Raw genomic sequence first — 17,826 nt, forward strand, 5'->3', positions numbered from 1 at the left:
CGTACGCGGGCACGAGCCCCGGGGCGGTCGCGGGCGCGGTGTCCCGGGCTACGACAGCTGCGACTGCACCTGGGCCGAGATCAGCTCCAGGTGGTCCAGGTCGTCCAGGTCGAGCACCTGGAGGTAGACGCGGCTGGAGCCGATCCCGGCGTACCGGCCGATCTTGTCGACGACCTCGGCCGGGGAGCCGGCCAGACCGTTCGCCTTCAGCTCGTCGACCTCGCGGCCGATGGCGGCGGCACGGCGGGCGACCTCGGCGTCGTCGCGGCCGACACAGACGACGAGGGCGTTGGAGTACACCAGGTCGTCGGCCTTGCGGCCGATCGCCTCGGCGGCGGCGCGCACCCGGCCGAACTGCCGCTCGGCGTCCTCGATCGAGGCGAAGGGGATGTTGAACTCGTCCGCGTAACGGGCGGCGAGGCGGGGCGTGCGGGTGGCGCCGTGGCCGCCGATGAGCACCGGGAGCTTCGGCTGGGCGGGCTTGGGCAGCGCGGGCGAGGCCGTGAGGTCGTAGTGGGCGCCGTGGAAGTCGAAGGTCTGGCCCTCCGGGGTCCCCCACAGGCCGGTGACGATCTCCAGCTGCTCCTCCAGGCGGCCGAACTTCTCCTTCGGGAAGGGGATGCCGTACGCCTTGTGCTCCTCCTCGAACCAGCCCGCGCCGAGGCCGAGTTCGACGCGGCCGCCGGACATCTGGTCGACCTGGGCGACCTGGATGGCGAGCACGCCGGGCAGCCGGAACGTGGCCGCGGTCATCAGCGTGCCGAGCCGGATACGGCGGGTCTCGCGGGCGAGTCCCGCGAGGGTGATCCAGGCGTCCGTGGGGCCGGGGAGGCCGTCGGCGTCCCCCATCCTCAGGTAGTGGTCGGAGCGGAAGAAGGCCTCGAAGCCCAGGTCCTCGGTGGCCTTCGCCACGGTGAGGAGGGTGTCGTAGCTCGCGCCCTGCTGGGGCTCGGTGAAGATGCGAAGATCCATGTCCTCCATCCTCCACACCGCGGCCGCCGGCGACGTCACCGGTCCCCGTGGCCCGGGCCGCTCTCCCCGGTCGGGTGAAAAACGTCAACCCCGCGGACGGGTGACCAGCGGGCCAGTGACCGCCTCCGGTGGTGATCGTTGGCTCGGGCGGAGCCGGACCGCCCGGCGCCCGCGCCGGCGGTGACCGCCGTCGCGCCACCGTGCCGGCCCTGGTGAGGGGCCGCGGGCCGAGGAGGCCGTCATGTCCGAGGAGTCCGTGCCGGGCGCCGCCCAGCCGAAGGGGCTGCTGCAGCAGATGGAGGAACTGATGGCGGCGCTGAACGCGGACCTGTCGGCGCTGGACGCGGACCTCCAGTCGGCGGGCAGCACCGCGCGGCACGGCGGCTCCGGCGAGGAACCGGAGGCGGGCTGAGCGGTGCGCGGGGCCGCTGAGCCGTGGGGTGGGGCGCCGCTGAACCCGGGGCCGCGTCGCCCGTCCGTCGGTCCGAGGGCAGCACGCGACACACCGCACGCGGCACCCGGGACACGGCACGCGACACGCAGCACCCGGACCCGGACCCAGCACCCGGCGCCCAGCACCCAACCCCGGCACCCAGCACCCGGCACCCGGCACCTCAGCGTTCCGGTAACGCCTCCTCGCGGGCCGCCAGTTTGCGGAGCATCCAGTGGACGCGGTCGCGGGACTCGTCGGCCGCGTCGATCGCCTCCATGCACTGCCAGTACGTGCCCTCGGCGTCCGCCCCGCTGGCGAGGCCGAGGAGGGCCATGCCGATGTCGGCGAGCAGGGCGTCCAGCGCGAGCAGCGTCTGCCGGGCGTCGTCCAGGGCGGTGAGCTGTGCGGCCCGTAATTCACCCGGGTCGAGATCGGGCGGGTCCAGGACCCCGCAGCCGCGTCCCGCGAGTTCCGTCAGCCCCAGCGCCTCGCCGCGCAGTTCGGGCGGGCCCGAGACCGCGAGGCGGCTGCCGATCGCCTGGGCGAGGGCCTGCGCCTGCCAGACCTCCCGCAGGGTCCGCGCCGGATCACCGCTCGCGGCCAGCGCCCGTCTGCTCGTCAGGATGAGCCTCACCGCGTCCATACGCGCCCCCGGTGACGATCCGACGTGCGTCTCGCACGTCTGCCCGAACTCCCGTGTCCGCTACCCAGCGTGAAGGCATGTGGGGCGAAAAGCCAGAGGAAGGCGGAAATCTATGGACAACAAATCGGTTTCGGGCAGCTGAACGACTACGTAGAGTGAAAACGGAGGCGGCGACTCCAACGTCAGCCGCTGTCACCGTCGTTGCCGTCCGCGCCGGCGCCGCCCCCGCCACCGCTCCCGCTCCCGCTCCCGCTCCCGCTCCCGCTCCCGCTCCCGCTCCCACGACCGTCTCCCCCACCGTCCGCCGGCGCCGGGAACCGCTGCTCGTTCCGCTCGATCTTCTCCGCCAGAGCCGTCAGCGGGTCCACGCCGAGCACCTCGCACAGTTGCAGCAGATACGCGAGGACGTCGGCCACTTCGTCGCGGACCCGGTGGGCGGTGTCCGGGTCGTCCATCACCTCCACCGACTCCTCGGGCGTCAACCACTGGAAGATCTCGACCAGTTCGGCGGCCTCCACGCTGAGCGCGGAGGCCAGGTTCTTGGGCGTGTGGTACGGCTGCCAGTCGCGTGCGGCCGCGAACTCGGCCAGCCTGCGCTGCAACTGCGCCAGATCGGGGTGCTCTTTCACGGGTCCAGGTGTACCACCGTGACGCCGTCGATCCCCGCCGCCCAGGAGGCGTCGCTCACCGTGCCGACGCAGCGCATATGGCCGCGCTCCCCCATCCGCACCGCCAGCCGGGCGAGTTCGGCGCGCTGCCGTGGGTCCAGGCAGCGGTCGAAGCCGTCGGCGAGCACGGTCAGCGCCTGCAGCGCGGAAGGCACCTCGCCGGCCGGGTCGACCTCCAGGATGCCGGGCCCGGTGAGCAGCACCAGCGCCAGCGCGAGGCAGCGCAGCTCGCCGTCGCCGAGCCGGTCCAGTGCCGTACGGGAGCCGCCGTCCCGTTCCAGCCAGGCCCGCACCATCCCGTCGCTGTGGAGTTCGGCCACGACGTCGGTGACGGGGACGGCGGAGCCGGCGCGCAGGGTGGCGACGAGCTGTGCGTGCCGGCGGCCGCACTCGGCGCGGGTGCGCCACAGGACGTCGGCGAGGTTGTCGCAGCCGGCGAGCAGCCGGCCGGAGCCGCTCGGGACGGGCGCCCGCATGCGCGAGGGGTGCGGGTCGCAGGCGTACACCGAGCGCAGCGCGACGACCAGTTGCTCGGCGGCGGCCAGCACCTGGCGCTGCCCGTCCGTCTTGCCGGCGACGCGCAACGGCAGCAGTGCGGTCCCGAGCCGGTCGTCGGGCAGCGGCGCGCGCGTCACCGGAGCGGAGCCGGCGGTGTGCCAGGCGGCCTGCACGGCACGCCGCCCGGGGTCGACGAGCGCGGTCTCCAGCAGGACGGTCCCGCCCGCGGTGAGCCGCTCCCCCACGACGCGCAGTTCGGGCTCGACCTGAACGGCGAGGTCGAGCCGTACGGGGCCGACCGGACCGTCGGCCGTGCAGCCGATGCGGAAGCCGCGCCGCCGCTGGGCGTCGGGGCGGGCCCGGTCCGGCACGCACGCCACCGGGTCCGGGAACGCCTCGCCGAGTTCGGCGCCTCCGGCGAGCCGTCCGAGCGCCGCGTAGGCGCGCAGCGCGCTGGACTTGCCGCTTCCGCTGGCCCCGGCGAGCAGCGTGAACGCGCCGCCCAGGGGCAGCACGGTCCGCCGGTGCACGGCGAAGGCGGACAGCCGCACCTCGGTGACTCGCGGCCGCACAGGCCGCACCGGCTCCACCGGCTGCACCGCGGACGGCTCCCCGGAGCCGGACAACGACGAAACGGAAGTAACGCCCATACGGCGGACGGTAGGGCCGCCCACGTCCAGGGAACCGTTCCGCCGAGGTCAGCTTCCTCCTATCGGGGGACGGCGGGGGTGGACGCGACCGGGTCCGAAGGCCGCGCCCCTCGTCTCACCGCGCCCACGGACCGGCCTGGCGACCAGGTCACCACCACCGCGTGGGGCCGCGCCCGCCTCTCCTCGACGCGCCCCGCAAGCGCATGCCCTGCCAGGGCAACGCCCGCAAGGGCAACGCCCCCGTCGGCGCAACGCCTCGCCCTGGAGGTCGTGCGCCCCGCCGCGCAACGCGTCAGAGGTGCCGAGCCCAGGCCCCGCGAGGCGCCCGGCCCCGCGCCGCGCCCACGCGCCGTGCCGCGCCCGTCAACTCCCCGACAGCCCCGTGTTCTCCATCAGCCCGCTGACCTCCGTGCCGTGCGGGGTGAGGAGGAAGACGTTGCGGTCGACGCGGTGCATGCCGCTGGCGAGGCCGAAGACCACGCCGGTGGAGAAGTCGAGGACACGCTTGGCGACCTCGGTCTCGGCGCCGGTCAGGTCGAGGAGGACCGGGATGCCGGCCATCAGGGTCTCGGCCACCTCGCGGGCGTCCGCGAAGACGTTGACGCGCAGCACCACGAAGCGGCGCCGCATCTCCGTCTCCGCCTCCGGCAGAGAGCGGTGGTCGACCGCTGACGGCCACGAGTCGCGGCCGCGCAGGGGTACGACCTGGGCGAGCCCTTCCCACTGTTCATCGGTGACGTCGTAGCGGTTCACCGTTCCCCCGTTCCGACTCGCACTCATCTCCTGCACCAGGCAATTCTTACGCCACGTCACCTGTTCGGCCCAACAGCGACACGGTGCGCGACCGGACGAGCCGGCCACACCGTCCTGTATGCCGATTTCCTCCCGGAGTGCCACCGCTCATCTGGGGCACACCGGAATCTTCACCTCCGGCCGTGTCCCGTTCATCCGGTGCTCTTAACGTCCCATGCCGTGCACATGGCAGACACCCAGCCCGTGGCTCCCGCTCGCCGGCCGCGGCCGGCGCCGGCCGCCCGCCTTCAGGAACCACTCCCGGCGCAGTGGCACCGTGTCCTCACGCTGCTCGCCGTCATCAGCCTCTTCATCGGTACCCGCACGGTGTGGACGCAGGCGGCGACGCACCGGCTCCCGGTGGCCCTGGTGATCACGGCGTGCTACGCGTCGATCCTGGCGTGCGGGGTGCTCACCGTGGTGACCCGGCGCCACCGCACCCTGGCCCGCCTGGACCTGGCCGTCCTGCTGACCGCGATCACGCTCACGCTGTGCACCTGGGTGATGAACCACAACGGCGCCGACGAGGCCGTGCTGACCACCCAGGCCGCCCGCGAACTGGTCGCCGGGCACCCCGTCTACGGACAGCCCTGGCCCTGGCTGTTCGGCCCCGGCATCGCCCTCACCCCCACCGTCGACGGCGGCTACGACTACACGTACGGCTATCCCCCGCTGACCCCCATGCTCACCGCGCCGTTCCTGTGGCTGGGCCACGCCGGCACCCCGGCGACGGTGGTCACCACGGGCGCGCTGCTGGCGGCCGCGGTCATGCTGTGGCGGATGCTGCCGGTGCCGTGGCGTTCGGCGGCGACGATGGTGTGCCTCGGCTTCGGCTTCCTGCCTTCCTACGCCCGCCTCGGCTACCCCGCGGTCCTGGGCCTCGCGCTGCTGGTGCCGGTGGTCGTGCGCTGGCCCCGGATCGGGCGCGGCGGGCGGCTCGGCGCCGCCGGGATCGCCCGGGCCGCGTGTCTGGGCGCGGCCTGCGCGGCGCAGCAACTGCCGTGGTTCGTCACGCCGTTCCTGCTGGCCGGGCTCTACGCGGTGCGCCGGGGCGAACTGGGCGCACGGGAGGCCGGGCGGCTCCTGCTGCGGATGCTCGGGATCGTCTTCGCCACGTGGCTGCTGATCAACACGTACTTCGTCGTGCACGAGCCGCGCACCTGGTTCGAGGGGATCCTGCTGCTGATCACGCAGGGCGCGGTGCTGCACGGCCAGGGCCTGAACATCGTATCGCTGCTGCTGACGGACGGCAGTGACCGGCTGGACTGGTACGGGCACGCGAGCATGCTGCTGCTGGCCGGACTGCTGGCGGTGTTCCTGCTGTTCGTGCGCCGCCTCGGACCCGCGGCGGCCGTGCTGCCGTGGTGCGCGTTCTATCTCGCGACGCGCTCCCAGGACGGCTACTACCTGCTGATGACGCCGCTGTGGCTGGCCGCCGTGGTCACCTCGCCCGCGGCCGAGTTCGCGGGCGCCTGGCAGCCGCGGCCACGGTGGCTGCCGGCCGGTGCGCGGCGCCGCCCGGCGCTGGCCGCGGCGGGCGCGCTGCTGCTGGCCCCGGCGCTGGTGAGCGCCCTGGTCGCGGCGACCGGGACGCCACCGCTGCGGATGCGGGTCACCGAGGTGCGGCACGCGACGCCGAGCAAGGTGTCGCTGCTGACGGTCCGCGTGACCAACACCGGCGACCGCCCGCTCACGCCCCACTTCATGCTGACCACGGGTGAGGGCATGGGCCGCTACTGGTCGGTGGTGCGCGGCCCGGCCACCATGCCCGCGCACGGCACGGCCGTCTACGCGCTGCGACCGCCCAAGGGCACGTTCCCCGTGTCCCGCAACAACGCGAAGGTCCGGGTCCGGCTGCGGGCGTTCACCGGCGACCCGCAGACCCTGTCGAGCGTCGACGTACGGCATCTGCTGCTGACGCCCCGCAGATGACGGGCCGGACGGCGGCCTGAGCGGACCGGGTCAGGACTGGGGGCAGGTCACTTGGGCACGGTCGGTGCGGGCGGGGTCCAGCGCTGGGTGCGCGGGACTGTCCCGGTGACGCCGAAGTCCTTCTTGAGCTGCTCGGGGATGGCGTAGTGCATGACGCGTCCGCGGGTGAGGGAGGACAGCTCGAAGACGGTGGTGAGGTGGCCGAGGCGGTCCAGGGCCCACGCGCCGAACGGGGAGCGGTCCTCGATGCTCTCCAGCACCCCGAGCAGGGTCGGGACGGCCTTGGCGACGTTGTCCCAGGCGGTGCGGGGCACCTGGAGCCAGTCCGCGCAGGTGTCGCCGATCAGGTAGCGGATGAGGGCGGAGACGATGGGGTCGAAGAAGGTGCCGGGGACGACGTCCTCGTAGAGGTCGATCAGCTGCCTGGTCAGATGGGCGCCCTCGTCGGACGGGCCCATGTGGCGGATCATGTACAGGTCGAGGAACTCCCGGGCTTCCTCCAGGGACTTGGGTACGGCGTCCTGGTCGACGCCGAGCATCGCTCCGACCACGCGCCAGGCGTAGAAGTAGGCCTCGGCGCCCTCGGTGGACATGTGGATGTTCAGACGGTGCAGGCTGTCCAGGACGAGGAGGGAGAAGAACAACTGGCCGCCGATCATGTCCTCCTGGCAGATCGGCGTCCCGAGCGTCTCGGCGTCCCACCGGCCCTCGCGCTGGAGATGGTGGCGGATCGACGCGTGCAGCAGGCGCACCTTCTGTGCGGCGGGGATGAAGCGGCTGCCCACCTCGAAGGCGTCGGGCTGCATCAGGTAGACGGTGAACTGGCCGGTCTCCGCCATCCTTTTGGACGGGTAGCTGAGGCCATGGGTCGTGGAGAGCAGCTTCGCGACGTGGGGGACGACGTAGCAGGCGGGCATGGAGGCGAAGGACAGCGCCGTGGAGATGTGGACGTTGTTGTCGATGAAGAACAGCCGCGCCTTCTCCATCTCCCCCCAGTCCACCCAGGCGGGCGGGACGCTGGTGGCCTGGAGGTACTCGCGCGCGACGTCGGGAAGCCCGTCGGGCAGGGGCGCGCCGGCGGTGGAGACGTAGCGCATCAGGGTGTTGAACGTGCCCACCTCCCCGCGTTCGAACAGGGTGGCCACGACGGCGTCGGCGAGTTCGTCGCCGGATCGGCGCAGGGCGCTCATCGAGGCTTCCGTGCAGGTCATGTCAGCAGCCCTTCTCGGCGGGCGGCGCACGCTGTCGTGGGCGGCCCGTTCGCGCGGTCGGTCAGTGGTGGCGGTCCGTCAGTGGTGGCGGTCCGTCAGTGGTGGCGGTCGGTGACGGAGTGGGCGAGATCGGTCAGGGCCCGCCGCGCCTGCGTGGGCAGGCCGAGGCCGCCCAAGTGGCCGACGGCCTCCCTCACCCGTGCGGTGATCAACTGCTCCACCTGCTCCGGGGCCTTGAGCGCGAGCATCAGCTCGCGGACCGTACGCAGGTCCTGCTCGTCGAGGTCACGGCGTCCCAGCATCTCGGCGAGCTGCGCGCGCTGCGCGGGAAGCGCGGACTGCCAGGCCTTGGCCAGCAGGGTGGTGGGCCGGTGGCCGCGGATGTCGTCCAGGCCGGCCTTGCCCGTGCGGTCGGGTTCGCCGAACAGGCCGAGCAGGTCGTCGCGCAGCTGGAACGCCTCCCCCAGCGGCAGCCCGTACGCACAGAGACCGGCACGCAGTTCGGGGGCGGCGCCCGCGAGCAGGCCGCCGATGAGCAGGGGCTGTTCGACGGTGTACTTGGCGGTCTTGTAGCGGACGACCTTCAGGGACACGTCGGCGTCCGGTGGGGTGCCGGTGCTGAGGATCTCCAGGCATTCACCCGCGACGAGTTCCCGCGCGAGTTCCGCCCAGATCGGTCGTGCCCTGGCGAGGTAGGCGGCGGGCAGACCGCTGGTGGCGAACAGCTGACCGGCCAGCGCCATCAGGTGATCCCCGACCAGCATGGCCAGGGAGCGTGCGGCGGCGCGCGCCTGCGGGCGGCCGGGGAGAGCGGCCCGCAGCGCGATGTGGGCCGTGGGAAGGTTGTGCCGCAGCGGGCTGTCGTCGATGAGGTCGTCGTGGACGATCGCCGCTGCGTGGACCAGTTCCATCGAGGCGGCCGCCCGCAGGAGGGCTTCGTTGTCGGGCTGGCCGGCCGCGCGCCATCCCCAGTAGCAGAAGGCCGCGCGTAACCGTTTGCCGTGCGAGGCCGACACCTTCAGCTGCTCGGCCACCGGCTCCAGCATGTCGTCGATCGCGAGCAGGTGCCCGGCTTCCTCGGCCAGGAAGTCCGCCAAGAGGATGTCGACACGGTCTTTGAACCCGGCCGGATCCCACCGCTCAGACATCGCCGCCCAAGGCCGCCCGCGTGGCGAGGGCATGCTGGGCCAGCACCTCCAGATGGGCCGGCGGCACGGCCGCGACACGGTCCAGGGCGATACGCCCGCGGGCCATCAGGTCATGCTGCGCGTCCCGGGCGAGTTCGGGCCCGTCGGAGCGGCGCAGCAACTGCTGAACGGCGCCGGCAGCCGACCCGACGGCACTCACCGCCAGGTCCGCCAGCCCCGCGACGAGCAACACCGCCCGCTCGTCCAGCCCGTGCCTGCCACGCGGACCAGTTGTCATGCGATCCCCCTGCGTCGTCGTTCATCCGCCCTCAAGCACACTGGACCGGACGCCGACGCGGTGGACCGTCAGTCCGCAAACCACTCCTTCGAAGGAACTGCTGAGCATCACGGATGCCGGCTGGTGCAGCGAACTTCCAGAGGCGCGGCAAGGGCTGAGCCGCGCGAGCTGCTCGCCGGGGTTCCCTCCAGGTGCTCGCCTAGGATCTGCCGAGGAATGCGCCGCACCGCGTACCGCATGCACAGGGCCAGCACCAGCACGTCGTCCATCTGCCCGAGTACGGGAATGAAGCCGGGGACCAGCTGGACCGGTGAGAAGCAATAGCCGAGGCCCAGAGCGAGGACCACCCGGACCCGCCGGGGAACACGCCGATCACGGATCAGCCTGGGGCCGGCGGTCAGGGCCACCGGCAGCCGGAGCCCGGCCTGTGGGGCTGGTGCGCCCTCATCGTCGCCGTCGCGACCGTCACCAAGTGGGCCGGGAGCACCGGTGCGGCCCGACTGGCCGGGCTCGGCCGGCGGGAGTCGCTCTCGCTCGGCGCACTCATGAACTGCCGGGGGCTGACCGAGCTCGTGGTGCTCGGCGTCGGACTGCAGACGAAGATCATCACGCCCACGTGTTCGCGATGCTCGTGGTGATGACGCTGGTCACCACGGTGCTGACCGCGCCCGCACTCACCCTGATCGACCACCTGGCGGGCCGGCAGCGAGCAACTCCGTGCCACGGCTTCCGGGAGATCCCCGGCGCTGTACCTCTTCCGCGACGGCGGGCCGGTGGAGTCCTCGGCCGCTCTGGTGCCCACCGCGTACACCATCCTCACCCGCGAGGTCGTCGAGCAGAGCAAGCTCTGTCCCCTCCTGGAGAGCCACTTCTCAACGCTGCTGCCCGGTGCCTCGATCGCCCCGCACTGCGACCTGTGGAACTTCAGCATCAACCTGCACCTGGCGATCGACATCCCCGAGGGATGCGGCATCACGGTGGCCGGCGAGACCCGGCAGTGGCAGGAGGGCGGGTGCCTGCTCTTCGACTACTCCTTCGAGCACGAGGCGTGGAACAAGGGCGACAGGCCGCGCACCTGTCTCCTCGTCGACCTGTGGCACCCGGAGACGACCGCCCCGGAGCGTGAGGCCCTGGTCGGTCTCATCACCGAGATCCGCAAGCTGATGGGCTGAACCCCGAGTGCACCCCGGGCTCGCAGGCCGTGGACGCCTCGGATCACGCCGTTGAACGCCTTGTCGGCTCTGCGAGTTCACCGCCTTCGGGCTTCTTGACCGGGTGGCGGAAGCCATCGCCGATGTTCTCGTCGCCCAGGTCGGTCAGGGCGGGGCTGCCCAGGGTGCCGGCGAGTCGGTTCAGTGCATCGACCAGGCCGTGCGCGCGGGCGCAGGCAGTGTCGTGCTCGCGGCCGGGGCGGACCGGCGAGACCCACAGCGGCCAGCCGTCCGGGGGGCGATGACCTGCGCGTTTCCGCCGTGGTGCTGGTGCTTTCCGGACCACCGAAGATCGGCGCCGTTGGGATACCGGCCGCGACGCGGCCGGTATTCAGGAGCCCTTCGCAGCAGGCTCAAGAATCGCCACGCACTCCACATGATGCGTCATCGGAAACAGATCGAACGCCCGCAGCGTCCGCACCCGGTACCCCCCATCCCGGAAGTACGCCAGGTCCCGGGCCAGCGCCGCCGGGTCGCAGGCGACGTAGGCGATGCGGCGGGCGCCGAGGGAGGAAAGGTGGGCGACCGTGTTGCGGCCGGCGCCCGCGCGGGGCGGGTCGAGGACGATGAGGTCGACCTCCGTGATGCCGGTGCGCGGCAGGACCGCCTCGACCTTGCCCTGTTCGATGCGGACCCGGGGGAAGTCGGCGAGGTTGTGCCGGGCGTCCTCGACGGCGCGCTTGCCGGACTCGATGCCGAGCACCGCGCCCTGCTCGCCGAGGCGGTCGGCGAGGGCGCCCGCGAACAGGCCGACGCCGCAGTACAGGTCGAGCGCCATCTCGCCCTTGCGCGGCATCAGGCCCTGCATGACCGCCGTGACCAGGGTGTCGGCGGCCTTCGGGTGGACCTGCCAGAAGCCGCCGCTGCCGACCCGGTAGGTGCGGTCGTCCGCGCGCTCGCGCACGAAGGGGCGGCCGTGGACGCGGTGTACGCCCCCGTCCTTCTCCTCCACGCGCATCACCGAGACCGGACGGTCCAGTTCGACCAGGGGCAGGCGGGCGCCCGGGCGCGGGGTGAGGATCACCTGGCGGTCCTGCGACCCCGTCGCCGCGATCGCCTCCACCGACTCCATGCCGGCCCAGTCGCGCTGCTCGATGCCCAGTTCGCTGACGCCCTCGGCCGCGATCATGCAGTGGTCGATGCGCTCGACCTCGTGCGAGCGGTGGCGGCGCAGCCCGGCGTGGCCCTCGGCGTCGACGGCGTACTGCACGCGGGTGCGCCACTGCGGGACCTGGCCGGCGGGCAGCTTGTCGCCCTCGGCCGGGACCACCGTGCCGTCCCAGCCGGCCTCCTCGGGCGTCAGTCCCGCGAGCCGCTTCAGCTGCTCGGCGATCACCTCGCCCTTCAGCCGCCGCTGGGCGCCCGGCTTGGCGTGCTGCCAGTCGCAGCCGCCGCAGCGGCCGGGACCGGCGAAGGGGCAGGGCGCCTCGATGCGGTCCTTGGAGGCGTCGAGGATCTCCACGGCGTCCGCGCGCAGGAACCGCGCGCCCTCCTCGCCCTCGGTGACCCGGGCCACGACCCGCTCGCCCGGCAGCGCGTGCCGGACGAAGAGGACCTGGCCCTCGGGCGTGCGGGCGATGCAGTGACCGCCGTGGGCGACCGGGCCGATCTCGACCTCGTACTCGGCCCCGACCAGCGACCCCGCCTGCGAGTTGTTCTCTTGTGCCTGCATGGCGGGGTGACTCCAGAGGGGGTGAGGGGCGACGGATGGACAACAGCCCACCAGTCTACGTGGTCGCGGGAGGGCTACTTCCGGTTCTCCGCCCCCTTCGCCCGCTCACCCTGCGACAGCGGGCCACGCCGTACCGAACCCGGCGCGTTCCACTCCTGCCGCCTGCGGGCCCGCTTCTTGGCGGCCTCGGAGGACTCCAGCTGGTAGGGCACCGAGGTGACCATGATGCCGGGGGTGAACAGGAGGCGTCCCTTCAGCCGGAGCGCGCTCTGGTTGTGCAGGAAGTGCTCGTACCAGTGGCCGACCACGTACTCCGGGATGATCACCGAGACCGCGTCGCGCGGGCTCTCCTTGCGCAGGCTCTTGACGTACTCGATGACCGGCCGCGTGATCTCGCGGTACGGCGAGTCCAGCACCTTCAGCGGTACGTCGATGCCGCGCCGCTCCCACTCCTCGCGCAGCGCCTTGGTCTCGGCCGGGTCGACGTTGACCGTGAGCGCCTCCAGGGAGTCGGAGCGCATCAGCTTGGCGTAGGCGAGCGCGCGCAGGGTCGGACGGTGGATCTTGGAGATCAGCACCACCGAGTGGACGCGCGAGGGACGCACGCTGTCGTCGCTGGGGCCCTCGGGGGCGGCGATCTCCGCGGCCACGGCGTCGTAGTGACGGCGGATCGCGGTCATCGTCACGTAGAAGATGCACATGCCGAGCAGTGCGACCCAGGCGCCGTGCATGAACTTGGTGATCAGCACGACGACCAGCACCAGACCGGTGAAGAAGGCGCCGAAGGTGTTGATCGCGCGGGAGCGGATCATGTGGCTGCGCTTGGCCGGGTCCGTCTCGGTGGCCAGGTGCCGGTTCCAGTGCCGGACCATGCCGGTCTGGCTGAGCGTGAAGGACACGAACACGCCGACGATGTACAGCTGGATCAGCCGCGTGGAGTCGGCGCCGTAGATGAGGACCAGCAGGGTCGCCGTGCCGGCCAGGAGCACGATGCCGTTGGAGAAGGCCAGGCGGTCGCCGCGGGTGTGCAGCTGGCGCGGCAGGTAGCGGTCCTGGGCGAGGATCGAGCCGAGCACCGGGAAGCCGTTGTAGGCGGTGTTGGCGGCGAGGAACAGCACCAGCGCGGTGGCCGCGGCCAGGACGATGAAGAAGAAGCTGCCCTTGCCGAACACGGCCTCGGCGACCTGGGTGATCACCGGGTTCTGGACATAGCCGGGGCCGAGCCCGACGCCGTTCTTCAGCAGGTCGGTGGCCGGGTTCTCGGCCATGCGGACCTTGGTGGTCAGGGCGAGGACGATGATGCCGCAGAACATGGTGACGGCGAGCAGGCCCATCGCCGCCAGCGTGGTCGCGGCGTTCTTGGACTTGGGCTTGCGGAAGGCGGGCACGCCGTTGGAGATCGCCTCGACGCCGGTGAGCGCGGCACAGCCGGAGGAGAAGGCGCGCAGCATCAGGAAGATCAGCGCGAAGCCGGCCAGGCCCTGGTGCTCGGCCTTGATGTGGAAGCCGGCGGTGGGCGCGCGCATGGTGTCGCCGAGGACCAGGCCGCGGAAGGCGCCCCAGGCGATCATGATGAAGACGCCGGCGACGAAGACGTACGTCGGGATCGCGAAGAGCTTGCCGGACTCCTTCACGCCGCGCAGGTTCATCAAGGTCAGCAGGATGATCACGGCGACGGCGCAGGCCACTTTGTGCTCGACGACGAACGGGATCGCCGAGCCCAGGTTCTCGATGCCGGAGGAGATCGACACCGCGACGGTCAGGACGTAGTCGACGAGCAGGGCGCTCGCCACGGTCAGGCCGGCCTTGGGGCCGAGGTTGGTGGTGGCGACCTCGTAGTCGCCACCGCCGCTGGGGTAGGCGTGCACGTTCTGTCGGTAGGAGGCGACGACCGTGAACATCAGCACGACCACCGCGAGGGCGATCCAGGGGCTGAAGTGGTACGCCGACACGCCCGCGATGGACAGGACCAGCAGCACCTCCCCTGGCGCATAGGCCACGGAGGACAACGGGTCGGAGGCGAAAACGGGTAGGGCGATGCGCTTCGGCAGGAGCGTTTCGCCCAGCCGATCACTGCGCAGTGCGCGCCCGATCAGAATCCGTTTGGGCACGTCGGTCAGTTTGGACACAACAGAGGATCGTAAGCCTTCGAACACCGGCTCGCCCACCTGCCGTGCCCGATCTGCCGCACGAGTGGAATCGGCGCTTCACAGCGCTACGGATTCCGCAGGCGCGGCCGTGTCCGTGCCTAGATGGCTGGACCCCCGCCCCCGCCGCACCTCGGAGGTCCCCGTGCCCGCCACCGCAGAGCTGATCGGCGCCGCCGTCGCACTCCTCGGCCTCGGATTCCTCACCCTGCGCAGCGTGCGCAGCATCACTCGCCGCCGGGCCGCGCAGCCGCGCTAGCCCTGCCCTCCGGGATCATCCCCGCGCCGCGGGGCCGACTCCGGGCATCGCCCGATGGGCAAGGTCCGACCAGCCCGGGCATCGCCCTATGGGCAAGGTCCAACCGGTCCGGGCATCACCCGAGGGGCAGGGTCCGACCAGCCCGGGCATCACCCGAAGGGCAAGGTCCAACCGGCCCGGGCATCCCCCGACGGGCAGGGTCCGACCAGCCCGGGCATCACCCGAGGGGCAGGGTCCGACGGGCCCGAGCATCGCCCGACGGCGGGTCCAACCGGCCCGGGCATCCCCCGAGGGGCAGGGTCCGACCGGCCCGGGGGTGCACAGCCCGCGGCGCCCCTGTGTAGCTTGGTCGCCGGTCTGAGACCCTGTTGGGGCCAAGTGAGATCTCTTGACACCGGAAGGACGGTCGTGCACATCGTCATCATGGGCTGCGGCAGAGTGGGTTCCGCTCTCGCCCAGACCCTGGAGCAGCAGGGGCATACGGTCGCTGTGATCGACCAGGACCCCACCGCCTTCCGACGCCTCGGTTCCTCGTTCGGGGGCCGCCGGGTCACCGGGGTCGGCTTCGACCAGGACACCTTGCGCGAGGCCGGCATCGAGGAGGCGGGCGCCTTCGCCGCGGTCTCCAGCGGCGACAACTCCAACATCATCGCCGCCCGCGTGGCCCGCGAGATGTTCGGTGTCGAGAACGTCGCGGCCCGGATCTACGACCCCCGGCGCGCCGAGGTCTACCAGCGCCTGGGCATCCCGACGGTCGCCACGGTCCGCTGGACCGCCGACCAGATGCTGCGCCGGCTGCTGCCGTCCGGCTCCGAGCCGCTGTGGCGCGACCCCACCGGGGGCGTGCAGCTCGCCGAGGTGCACGCCTCGGCGGCCTGGGTCGGGCACAAGATCAGCACGCTGCAGGAGGAGACGGGCGTCCGGGTGGCGTTCCTGACCCGCCTGGGCGAGGCGATCCTGCCCACCTCGCAGACGGTGCTGCAGGAGGGCGACCTGGTGCACGTGATGATGCGCACCGACGAGGTGGAGAAGGTCGAGGCGGCGTTCGCCAAGGGCCCTGAAGAGGAAGGCGGTCACTGATGAGGGTCGCCATTGCCGGTGCCGGCGCGGTGGGCCGCTCGATCGCGGGCGAGCTGCTGGAGAACGGCCACGAGGTGCTGCTTGTCGACAAGGCGCCGACCGCGATCTCGGTCGAGCGCGTCCCGCAGGCCGAGTGGCTGCTCGCCGACGCCTGCGAGATCACCTCCCTGGACGAGGCGGCGCTGCAGCGCTGCAACGTCGTGATCGCCGCGACCGGCGACGACAAGGTCAACCTCGTCGTCTCCCTGCTGGCGAAGACGGAGTACGGCGTTCCGCGCGTCGTCGCCCGGGTGAACAACCCGAAGAACGAGTGGCTCTTCAACGAGTCCTGGGGCGTCGACGTCGCCGTCTCCACCCCGCGCCTGATGTCGGCCCTGGTCGAGGAGGCGGTGAGCGTCGGCGACCTGGTCCGGCTGCTGCGCTTCAGCCACGGCGACGCGAACCTGGTCGAGCTGACCCTGCCGGAGGAGTCGGCGCTGGCCGGCACCCAGGTCGGCGACGTGGAGTGGCCGCAGGACACCTCGCTGGTCACCATCATCCGCGGCACCCGCGTCCTCACGCCGTCCCGCGAGGACTCCCTGGAGCCCGGCGACGAACTGCTCTTCGTGGCCGCCCAGGCGCGCGAGGGCCAGCTGGAGGACCTGCTGTCGGTCCGGCGCGACGACAGCTGACGGTTCGCTCCGCTCCGATACGGCGATGGGGGCGCCCGGTGATCACCGGGCGCCCCCATCGCCGTATCGGAAACGTTCGACCTACGGGATCAAGAGATCCACGGGATCTACGGGATCTACGGGCCTTGGCGGGACGCCGTGCGGCGAGCGCGGCGTCGGTGCCCGGCCGTGGGGCGAGGCCTGCGTCTCCGCCCTGCCGGCTGGCCCCTCCGCCGTGCCGGCAGGTAACGGCCTGCCGGCGCCGGCAGCCAGGCCCTACCCCTGCCTGCGGTGGCGGGAGGCCCTACGCCTGCCTGCGGTGACGGCCGCCGGTCGGTTCCGCGGCCTCCGTGACCTCCGCGTCCTCCGCAGTCTGCGGGCTCTCGCCGTGCTCCGCGGCCAGGGCCGCCGCCTTGCGCTCCTCCTCGGCCTTCTCCTCGGCCTCCATCTCCGCGAACACGTCGATGGGCGCCGGCGCCTTCGCCAGGAAGACCCACGTCAGCCAGACGGCGAGCAGGAACGGCGGGATCTTCAGCGCGACCAGGACCCAGCCGAGCTGGGTGGTGTCGGCCCACCAGTACAGCGGGAAGAGGATCGCGCACTTCGCCAGCAGGATCAGGCCCCAGGCCCAGCTCGCCTTGGCGTACGCCTTCTTGCGGCCGGGGTTGCGGGTGCGCCAGGAGAGGTTCTCCTTGAACACCGGGCCGAGGATCAGGCCGATCAGCGGGGCCCCGGCGAGCGTGGTCACGATGTACGCCAGCGCCAGGCCGAGGGTGTAGAGCATGCCGGGCAGGTAGAAGTCCTTGGCGTTGCCGGTCATCATCGCGAAGACGACACCGAAGGCGACGCCGAAGACGCCGCTGAAGGCGTGCTTGACGGTGTCGCGCATCGCGAGCCGCACCACGACCAGCACCAGGGACACGGCCACCGCGGCGATCGCCGACAGATGGAGGTCCTTGTTGATCGTGTAGATCGTGACGAAGAGGAGGCCGGGAACCACCGTCTCGACCATGCCCCGCACTCCGCCGAACGCCTCGAACAGCGCGGCCTCCGTCACCGCCCGGGCGTCATTGGCAGATGTGTCGTCGGTCGGCTTGTCGAGTGACGTCACCGGCTACTCCCGTCCGAGGGGTCGCAATTCGTATTTCGGGTTGAACAGCACCCGGCGGCCCCGGCTCATGGAGACCCGGCCCGATGCGATCAGCTTGCGCCCCGGTTCTATCCCCACGATGGAGCGCCGGCCGAGCCACACCACGTCCAGCGCGGCGGTGCCGTCGAACAGCTCCGCTTCCAGAGCCGGGACACCCGCACGCGGACGCAGGGTGACCGTGCGCAAGGTACCAGTAACCGTAACGATCTGACGGTCCTTGCAGTCACCGATCCGGGTACAGCCCGCCGTCGCGGCGTCCTCGCGCAGCTCCTCGGACTCCAGATCCTCCTGCGACGAGGAAAGCCGGTCGAGCATCCGCCGGAACCGGCCCGCCTGCTTTTCGGAACGAGGAACACCACTCATATCTGAAGCGTACCGGGGTGCACTCACAGCTACGCAGTCCCCGTGTCGGCCCTCACACGCCCTCCCCGGC

Annotated in this window: 19 protein-coding genes and 1 pseudogene; 6 read left to right on the forward strand and 14 right to left on the reverse strand. The window is 71.9% G+C overall.

All coding sequences use genetic code 11. From position 1 onward, the window contains the following. Nucleotides 1–48: 48 nt before the first annotated feature. A complete protein-coding gene (locus AC0B9F_RS09910) occupies nt 49–972 on the reverse strand; it encodes an LLM class F420-dependent oxidoreductase (protein WP_472000561.1) in 924 nt (307 codons plus the stop codon). Between the two features lie 241 nt (nt 973–1,213). On the opposite strand from AC0B9F_RS09910, the gene AC0B9F_RS09915 reads away from it, so the two are divergent. Further along, nucleotides 1,214–1,384 (forward strand): hypothetical protein, encoded by a 171-nt coding sequence (locus tag AC0B9F_RS09915; RefSeq protein ID WP_472000563.1) that lies wholly within the window; start codon nt 1,214–1,216, stop codon nt 1,382–1,384. Between the two features lie 202 nt (nt 1,385–1,586). On the opposite strand, the gene AC0B9F_RS09920 is transcribed toward AC0B9F_RS09915, so the two are convergent. The 4 genes from AC0B9F_RS09920 to AC0B9F_RS09935 all read right to left on the reverse strand — a co-directional run bounded on the left by AC0B9F_RS09920 (nt 1,587) and on the right by AC0B9F_RS09935 (nt 4,644). Further along, nucleotides 1,587–2,048 carry a DUF6099 family protein gene (locus AC0B9F_RS09920; RefSeq protein WP_472000566.1) on the reverse strand — a complete coding sequence of 154 codons (462 nt, stop codon included), beginning with the start codon at nt 2,046–2,048 and terminating at the stop codon, nt 1,587–1,589. Between the two features lie 182 nt (nt 2,049–2,230). Further along, on the reverse strand, nt 2,231–2,677 hold the full coding sequence (locus tag AC0B9F_RS09925; RefSeq protein ID WP_472000570.1) for a nucleotide pyrophosphohydrolase: 447 nt from the start codon (nt 2,675–2,677) through the stop codon (nt 2,231–2,233). Continuing rightward, on the reverse strand, nt 2,674–3,864 hold the full coding sequence (locus AC0B9F_RS09930) for an AAA family ATPase (RefSeq protein ID WP_472000573.1): 1,191 nt from the start codon (nt 3,862–3,864) through the stop codon (nt 2,674–2,676). Before AC0B9F_RS09930 ends, AC0B9F_RS09925 begins: the two co-directional genes overlap by 4 nt. A 363-nt stretch (nt 3,865–4,227) precedes the next feature. Then, nucleotides 4,228–4,644 carry a cell division protein SepF gene (locus tag AC0B9F_RS09935; RefSeq protein WP_472000576.1) on the reverse strand — a complete coding sequence of 139 codons (417 nt, stop codon included), beginning with the start codon at nt 4,642–4,644 and terminating at the stop codon, nt 4,228–4,230. A gap of 198 nt (nt 4,645–4,842) precedes the next feature. Here AC0B9F_RS09935 and AC0B9F_RS09940 point away from each other — a divergent pair, with 198 nt between their 5' ends. Further along, a complete protein-coding gene (locus AC0B9F_RS09940) occupies nt 4,843–6,588 on the forward strand; it encodes a hypothetical protein (RefSeq protein ID WP_472000578.1) in 1,746 nt (581 codons plus the stop codon). Between the two features lie 47 nt (nt 6,589–6,635). Here AC0B9F_RS09940 and AC0B9F_RS09945 read toward each other — a convergent pair whose 3' ends face one another. The 4 genes from AC0B9F_RS09945 to AC0B9F_RS09960 all read right to left on the reverse strand — a co-directional run bounded on the left by AC0B9F_RS09945 (nt 6,636) and on the right by AC0B9F_RS09960 (nt 9,631). Further along, entirely contained in the window at nt 6,636–7,799 is a 1,164-nt protein-coding gene (locus AC0B9F_RS09945) for an oxygenase MpaB family protein (protein WP_472000580.1), read from the reverse strand. 95 nt (nt 7,800–7,894) lie between these two features. Then, nucleotides 7,895–8,947, reverse strand: a complete 1,053-nt coding sequence (locus AC0B9F_RS09950) for a polyprenyl synthetase family protein (protein ID WP_472000582.1) — start codon at nt 8,945–8,947, stop codon at nt 7,895–7,897. Further along, nucleotides 8,940–9,224 (reverse strand): polyprenyl synthetase, encoded by a 285-nt coding sequence (locus tag AC0B9F_RS09955; RefSeq protein ID WP_472000584.1) that lies wholly within the window; start codon nt 9,222–9,224, stop codon nt 8,940–8,942. The genes AC0B9F_RS09950 and AC0B9F_RS09955 overlap by 8 nt, the downstream gene beginning before the upstream one ends. Before the next feature lie 107 nt (nt 9,225–9,331). Beyond that, nucleotides 9,332–9,631, reverse strand: coding sequence for a YkvA family protein (locus AC0B9F_RS09960; protein ID WP_472000586.1), 300 nt, complete (start codon nt 9,629–9,631; stop codon nt 9,332–9,334). A gap of 39 nt (nt 9,632–9,670) precedes the next feature. Here AC0B9F_RS09960 and AC0B9F_RS09965 point away from each other — a divergent pair, with 39 nt between their 5' ends. After that, entirely contained in the window at nt 9,671–9,862 is a 192-nt protein-coding gene (locus tag AC0B9F_RS09965) for a hypothetical protein (protein ID WP_472000913.1), read from the forward strand. Nucleotides 9,863–9,970: 108 nt separating this feature from the next. Then, nucleotides 9,971–10,396, forward strand: coding sequence for an aspartyl/asparaginyl beta-hydroxylase domain-containing protein (locus tag AC0B9F_RS09970; RefSeq protein ID WP_472000915.1), 426 nt, complete (start codon nt 9,971–9,973; stop codon nt 10,394–10,396). 16 nt (nt 10,397–10,412) lie between these two features. Here the strand turns inward: AC0B9F_RS09970 and AC0B9F_RS09975 are convergent. The 3 genes and pseudogenes from AC0B9F_RS09975 to AC0B9F_RS09985 form a co-directional block, all read right to left on the reverse strand. Next, nucleotides 10,413–10,741 (reverse strand): annotated as a pseudogene (locus AC0B9F_RS09975) (transposase family protein); the annotation flags it as partial. A 25-nt stretch (nt 10,742–10,766) separates the two neighbouring features. Next, entirely contained in the window at nt 10,767–12,107 is a 1,341-nt protein-coding gene (locus tag AC0B9F_RS09980; RefSeq protein WP_472000588.1) for a class I SAM-dependent RNA methyltransferase, read from the reverse strand. A 74-nt stretch (nt 12,108–12,181) separates the two neighbouring features. Then, on the reverse strand, nt 12,182–14,236 hold the full coding sequence (locus AC0B9F_RS09985; protein WP_472000592.1) for an APC family permease: 2,055 nt from the start codon (nt 14,234–14,236) through the stop codon (nt 12,182–12,184). A 685-nt stretch (nt 14,237–14,921) separates the two neighbouring features. On the opposite strand from AC0B9F_RS09985, the gene AC0B9F_RS09990 reads away from it, so the two are divergent. Continuing rightward, entirely contained in the window at nt 14,922–15,593 is a 672-nt protein-coding gene (locus tag AC0B9F_RS09990) for a potassium channel family protein (RefSeq protein WP_366836601.1), read from the forward strand. Then, nucleotides 15,593–16,264 carry a potassium channel family protein gene (locus tag AC0B9F_RS09995; RefSeq protein WP_472000595.1) on the forward strand — a complete coding sequence of 224 codons (672 nt, stop codon included), beginning with the start codon at nt 15,593–15,595 and terminating at the stop codon, nt 16,262–16,264. Before AC0B9F_RS09990 ends, AC0B9F_RS09995 begins: the two co-directional genes overlap by 1 nt. Before the next feature lie 283 nt (nt 16,265–16,547). On the opposite strand, the gene AC0B9F_RS10000 is transcribed toward AC0B9F_RS09995, so the two are convergent. Both AC0B9F_RS10000 and AC0B9F_RS10005 read right to left on the reverse strand, forming a co-directional pair. Next, complete coding sequence (locus AC0B9F_RS10000) at nt 16,548–17,354, reverse strand: DUF3159 domain-containing protein (RefSeq protein WP_472000598.1); 807 nt, start codon at nt 17,352–17,354, stop codon at nt 16,548–16,550. Nucleotides 17,355–17,357: 3 nt separating this feature from the next. After that, nucleotides 17,358–17,756 (reverse strand): OB-fold nucleic acid binding domain-containing protein, encoded by a 399-nt coding sequence (locus AC0B9F_RS10005; RefSeq protein ID WP_472000601.1) that lies wholly within the window; start codon nt 17,754–17,756, stop codon nt 17,358–17,360. Nucleotides 17,757–17,826: the final 70 nt, after the last annotated feature.

This window comes from Streptomyces sp. NPDC097129 (assembly GCF_055668065.1).

What these genes read in the sequence shown, in the direction of transcription:
- AC0B9F_RS09910 (WP_472000561.1), bottom strand. Translation starts at nt 972, where the DNA reads ATGGATCTTCGCATCTTCACCGAGCCCCAGCAGGGCGCGAGCTACGAC.
- AC0B9F_RS09915 (WP_472000563.1), top strand. Translation starts at nt 1,214, where the DNA reads ATGTCCGAGGAGTCCGTGCCGGGCGCCGCCCAGCCGAAGGGGCTGCTG.
- AC0B9F_RS09920 (WP_472000566.1), bottom strand. Translation starts at nt 2,048, where the DNA reads ATGGACGCGGTGAGGCTCATCCTGACGAGCAGACGGGCGCTGGCCGCG.
- AC0B9F_RS09930 (WP_472000573.1), bottom strand. Translation starts at nt 3,864, where the DNA reads ATGGGCGTTACTTCCGTTTCGTCGTTGTCCGGCTCCGGGGAGCCGTCC.
- AC0B9F_RS09935 (WP_472000576.1), bottom strand. Translation starts at nt 4,644, where the DNA reads ATGAGTGCGAGTCGGAACGGGGGAACGGTGAACCGCTACGACGTCACC.
- AC0B9F_RS09940 (WP_472000578.1), top strand. Translation starts at nt 4,843, where the DNA reads ATGGCAGACACCCAGCCCGTGGCTCCCGCTCGCCGGCCGCGGCCGGCG.
- AC0B9F_RS09945 (WP_472000580.1), bottom strand. Translation starts at nt 7,799, where the DNA reads ATGACCTGCACGGAAGCCTCGATGAGCGCCCTGCGCCGATCCGGCGAC.
- AC0B9F_RS09950 (WP_472000582.1), bottom strand. Translation starts at nt 8,947, where the DNA reads ATGTCTGAGCGGTGGGATCCGGCCGGGTTCAAAGACCGTGTCGACATC.
- AC0B9F_RS09955 (WP_472000584.1), bottom strand. Translation starts at nt 9,224, where the DNA reads ATGACAACTGGTCCGCGTGGCAGGCACGGGCTGGACGAGCGGGCGGTG.
- AC0B9F_RS09980 (WP_472000588.1), bottom strand. Translation starts at nt 12,107, where the DNA reads ATGCAGGCACAAGAGAACAACTCGCAGGCGGGGTCGCTGGTCGGGGCC.
- AC0B9F_RS09995 (WP_472000595.1), top strand. Translation starts at nt 15,593, where the DNA reads ATGAGGGTCGCCATTGCCGGTGCCGGCGCGGTGGGCCGCTCGATCGCG.
- AC0B9F_RS10005 (WP_472000601.1), bottom strand. Translation starts at nt 17,756, where the DNA reads ATGAGTGGTGTTCCTCGTTCCGAAAAGCAGGCGGGCCGGTTCCGGCGG.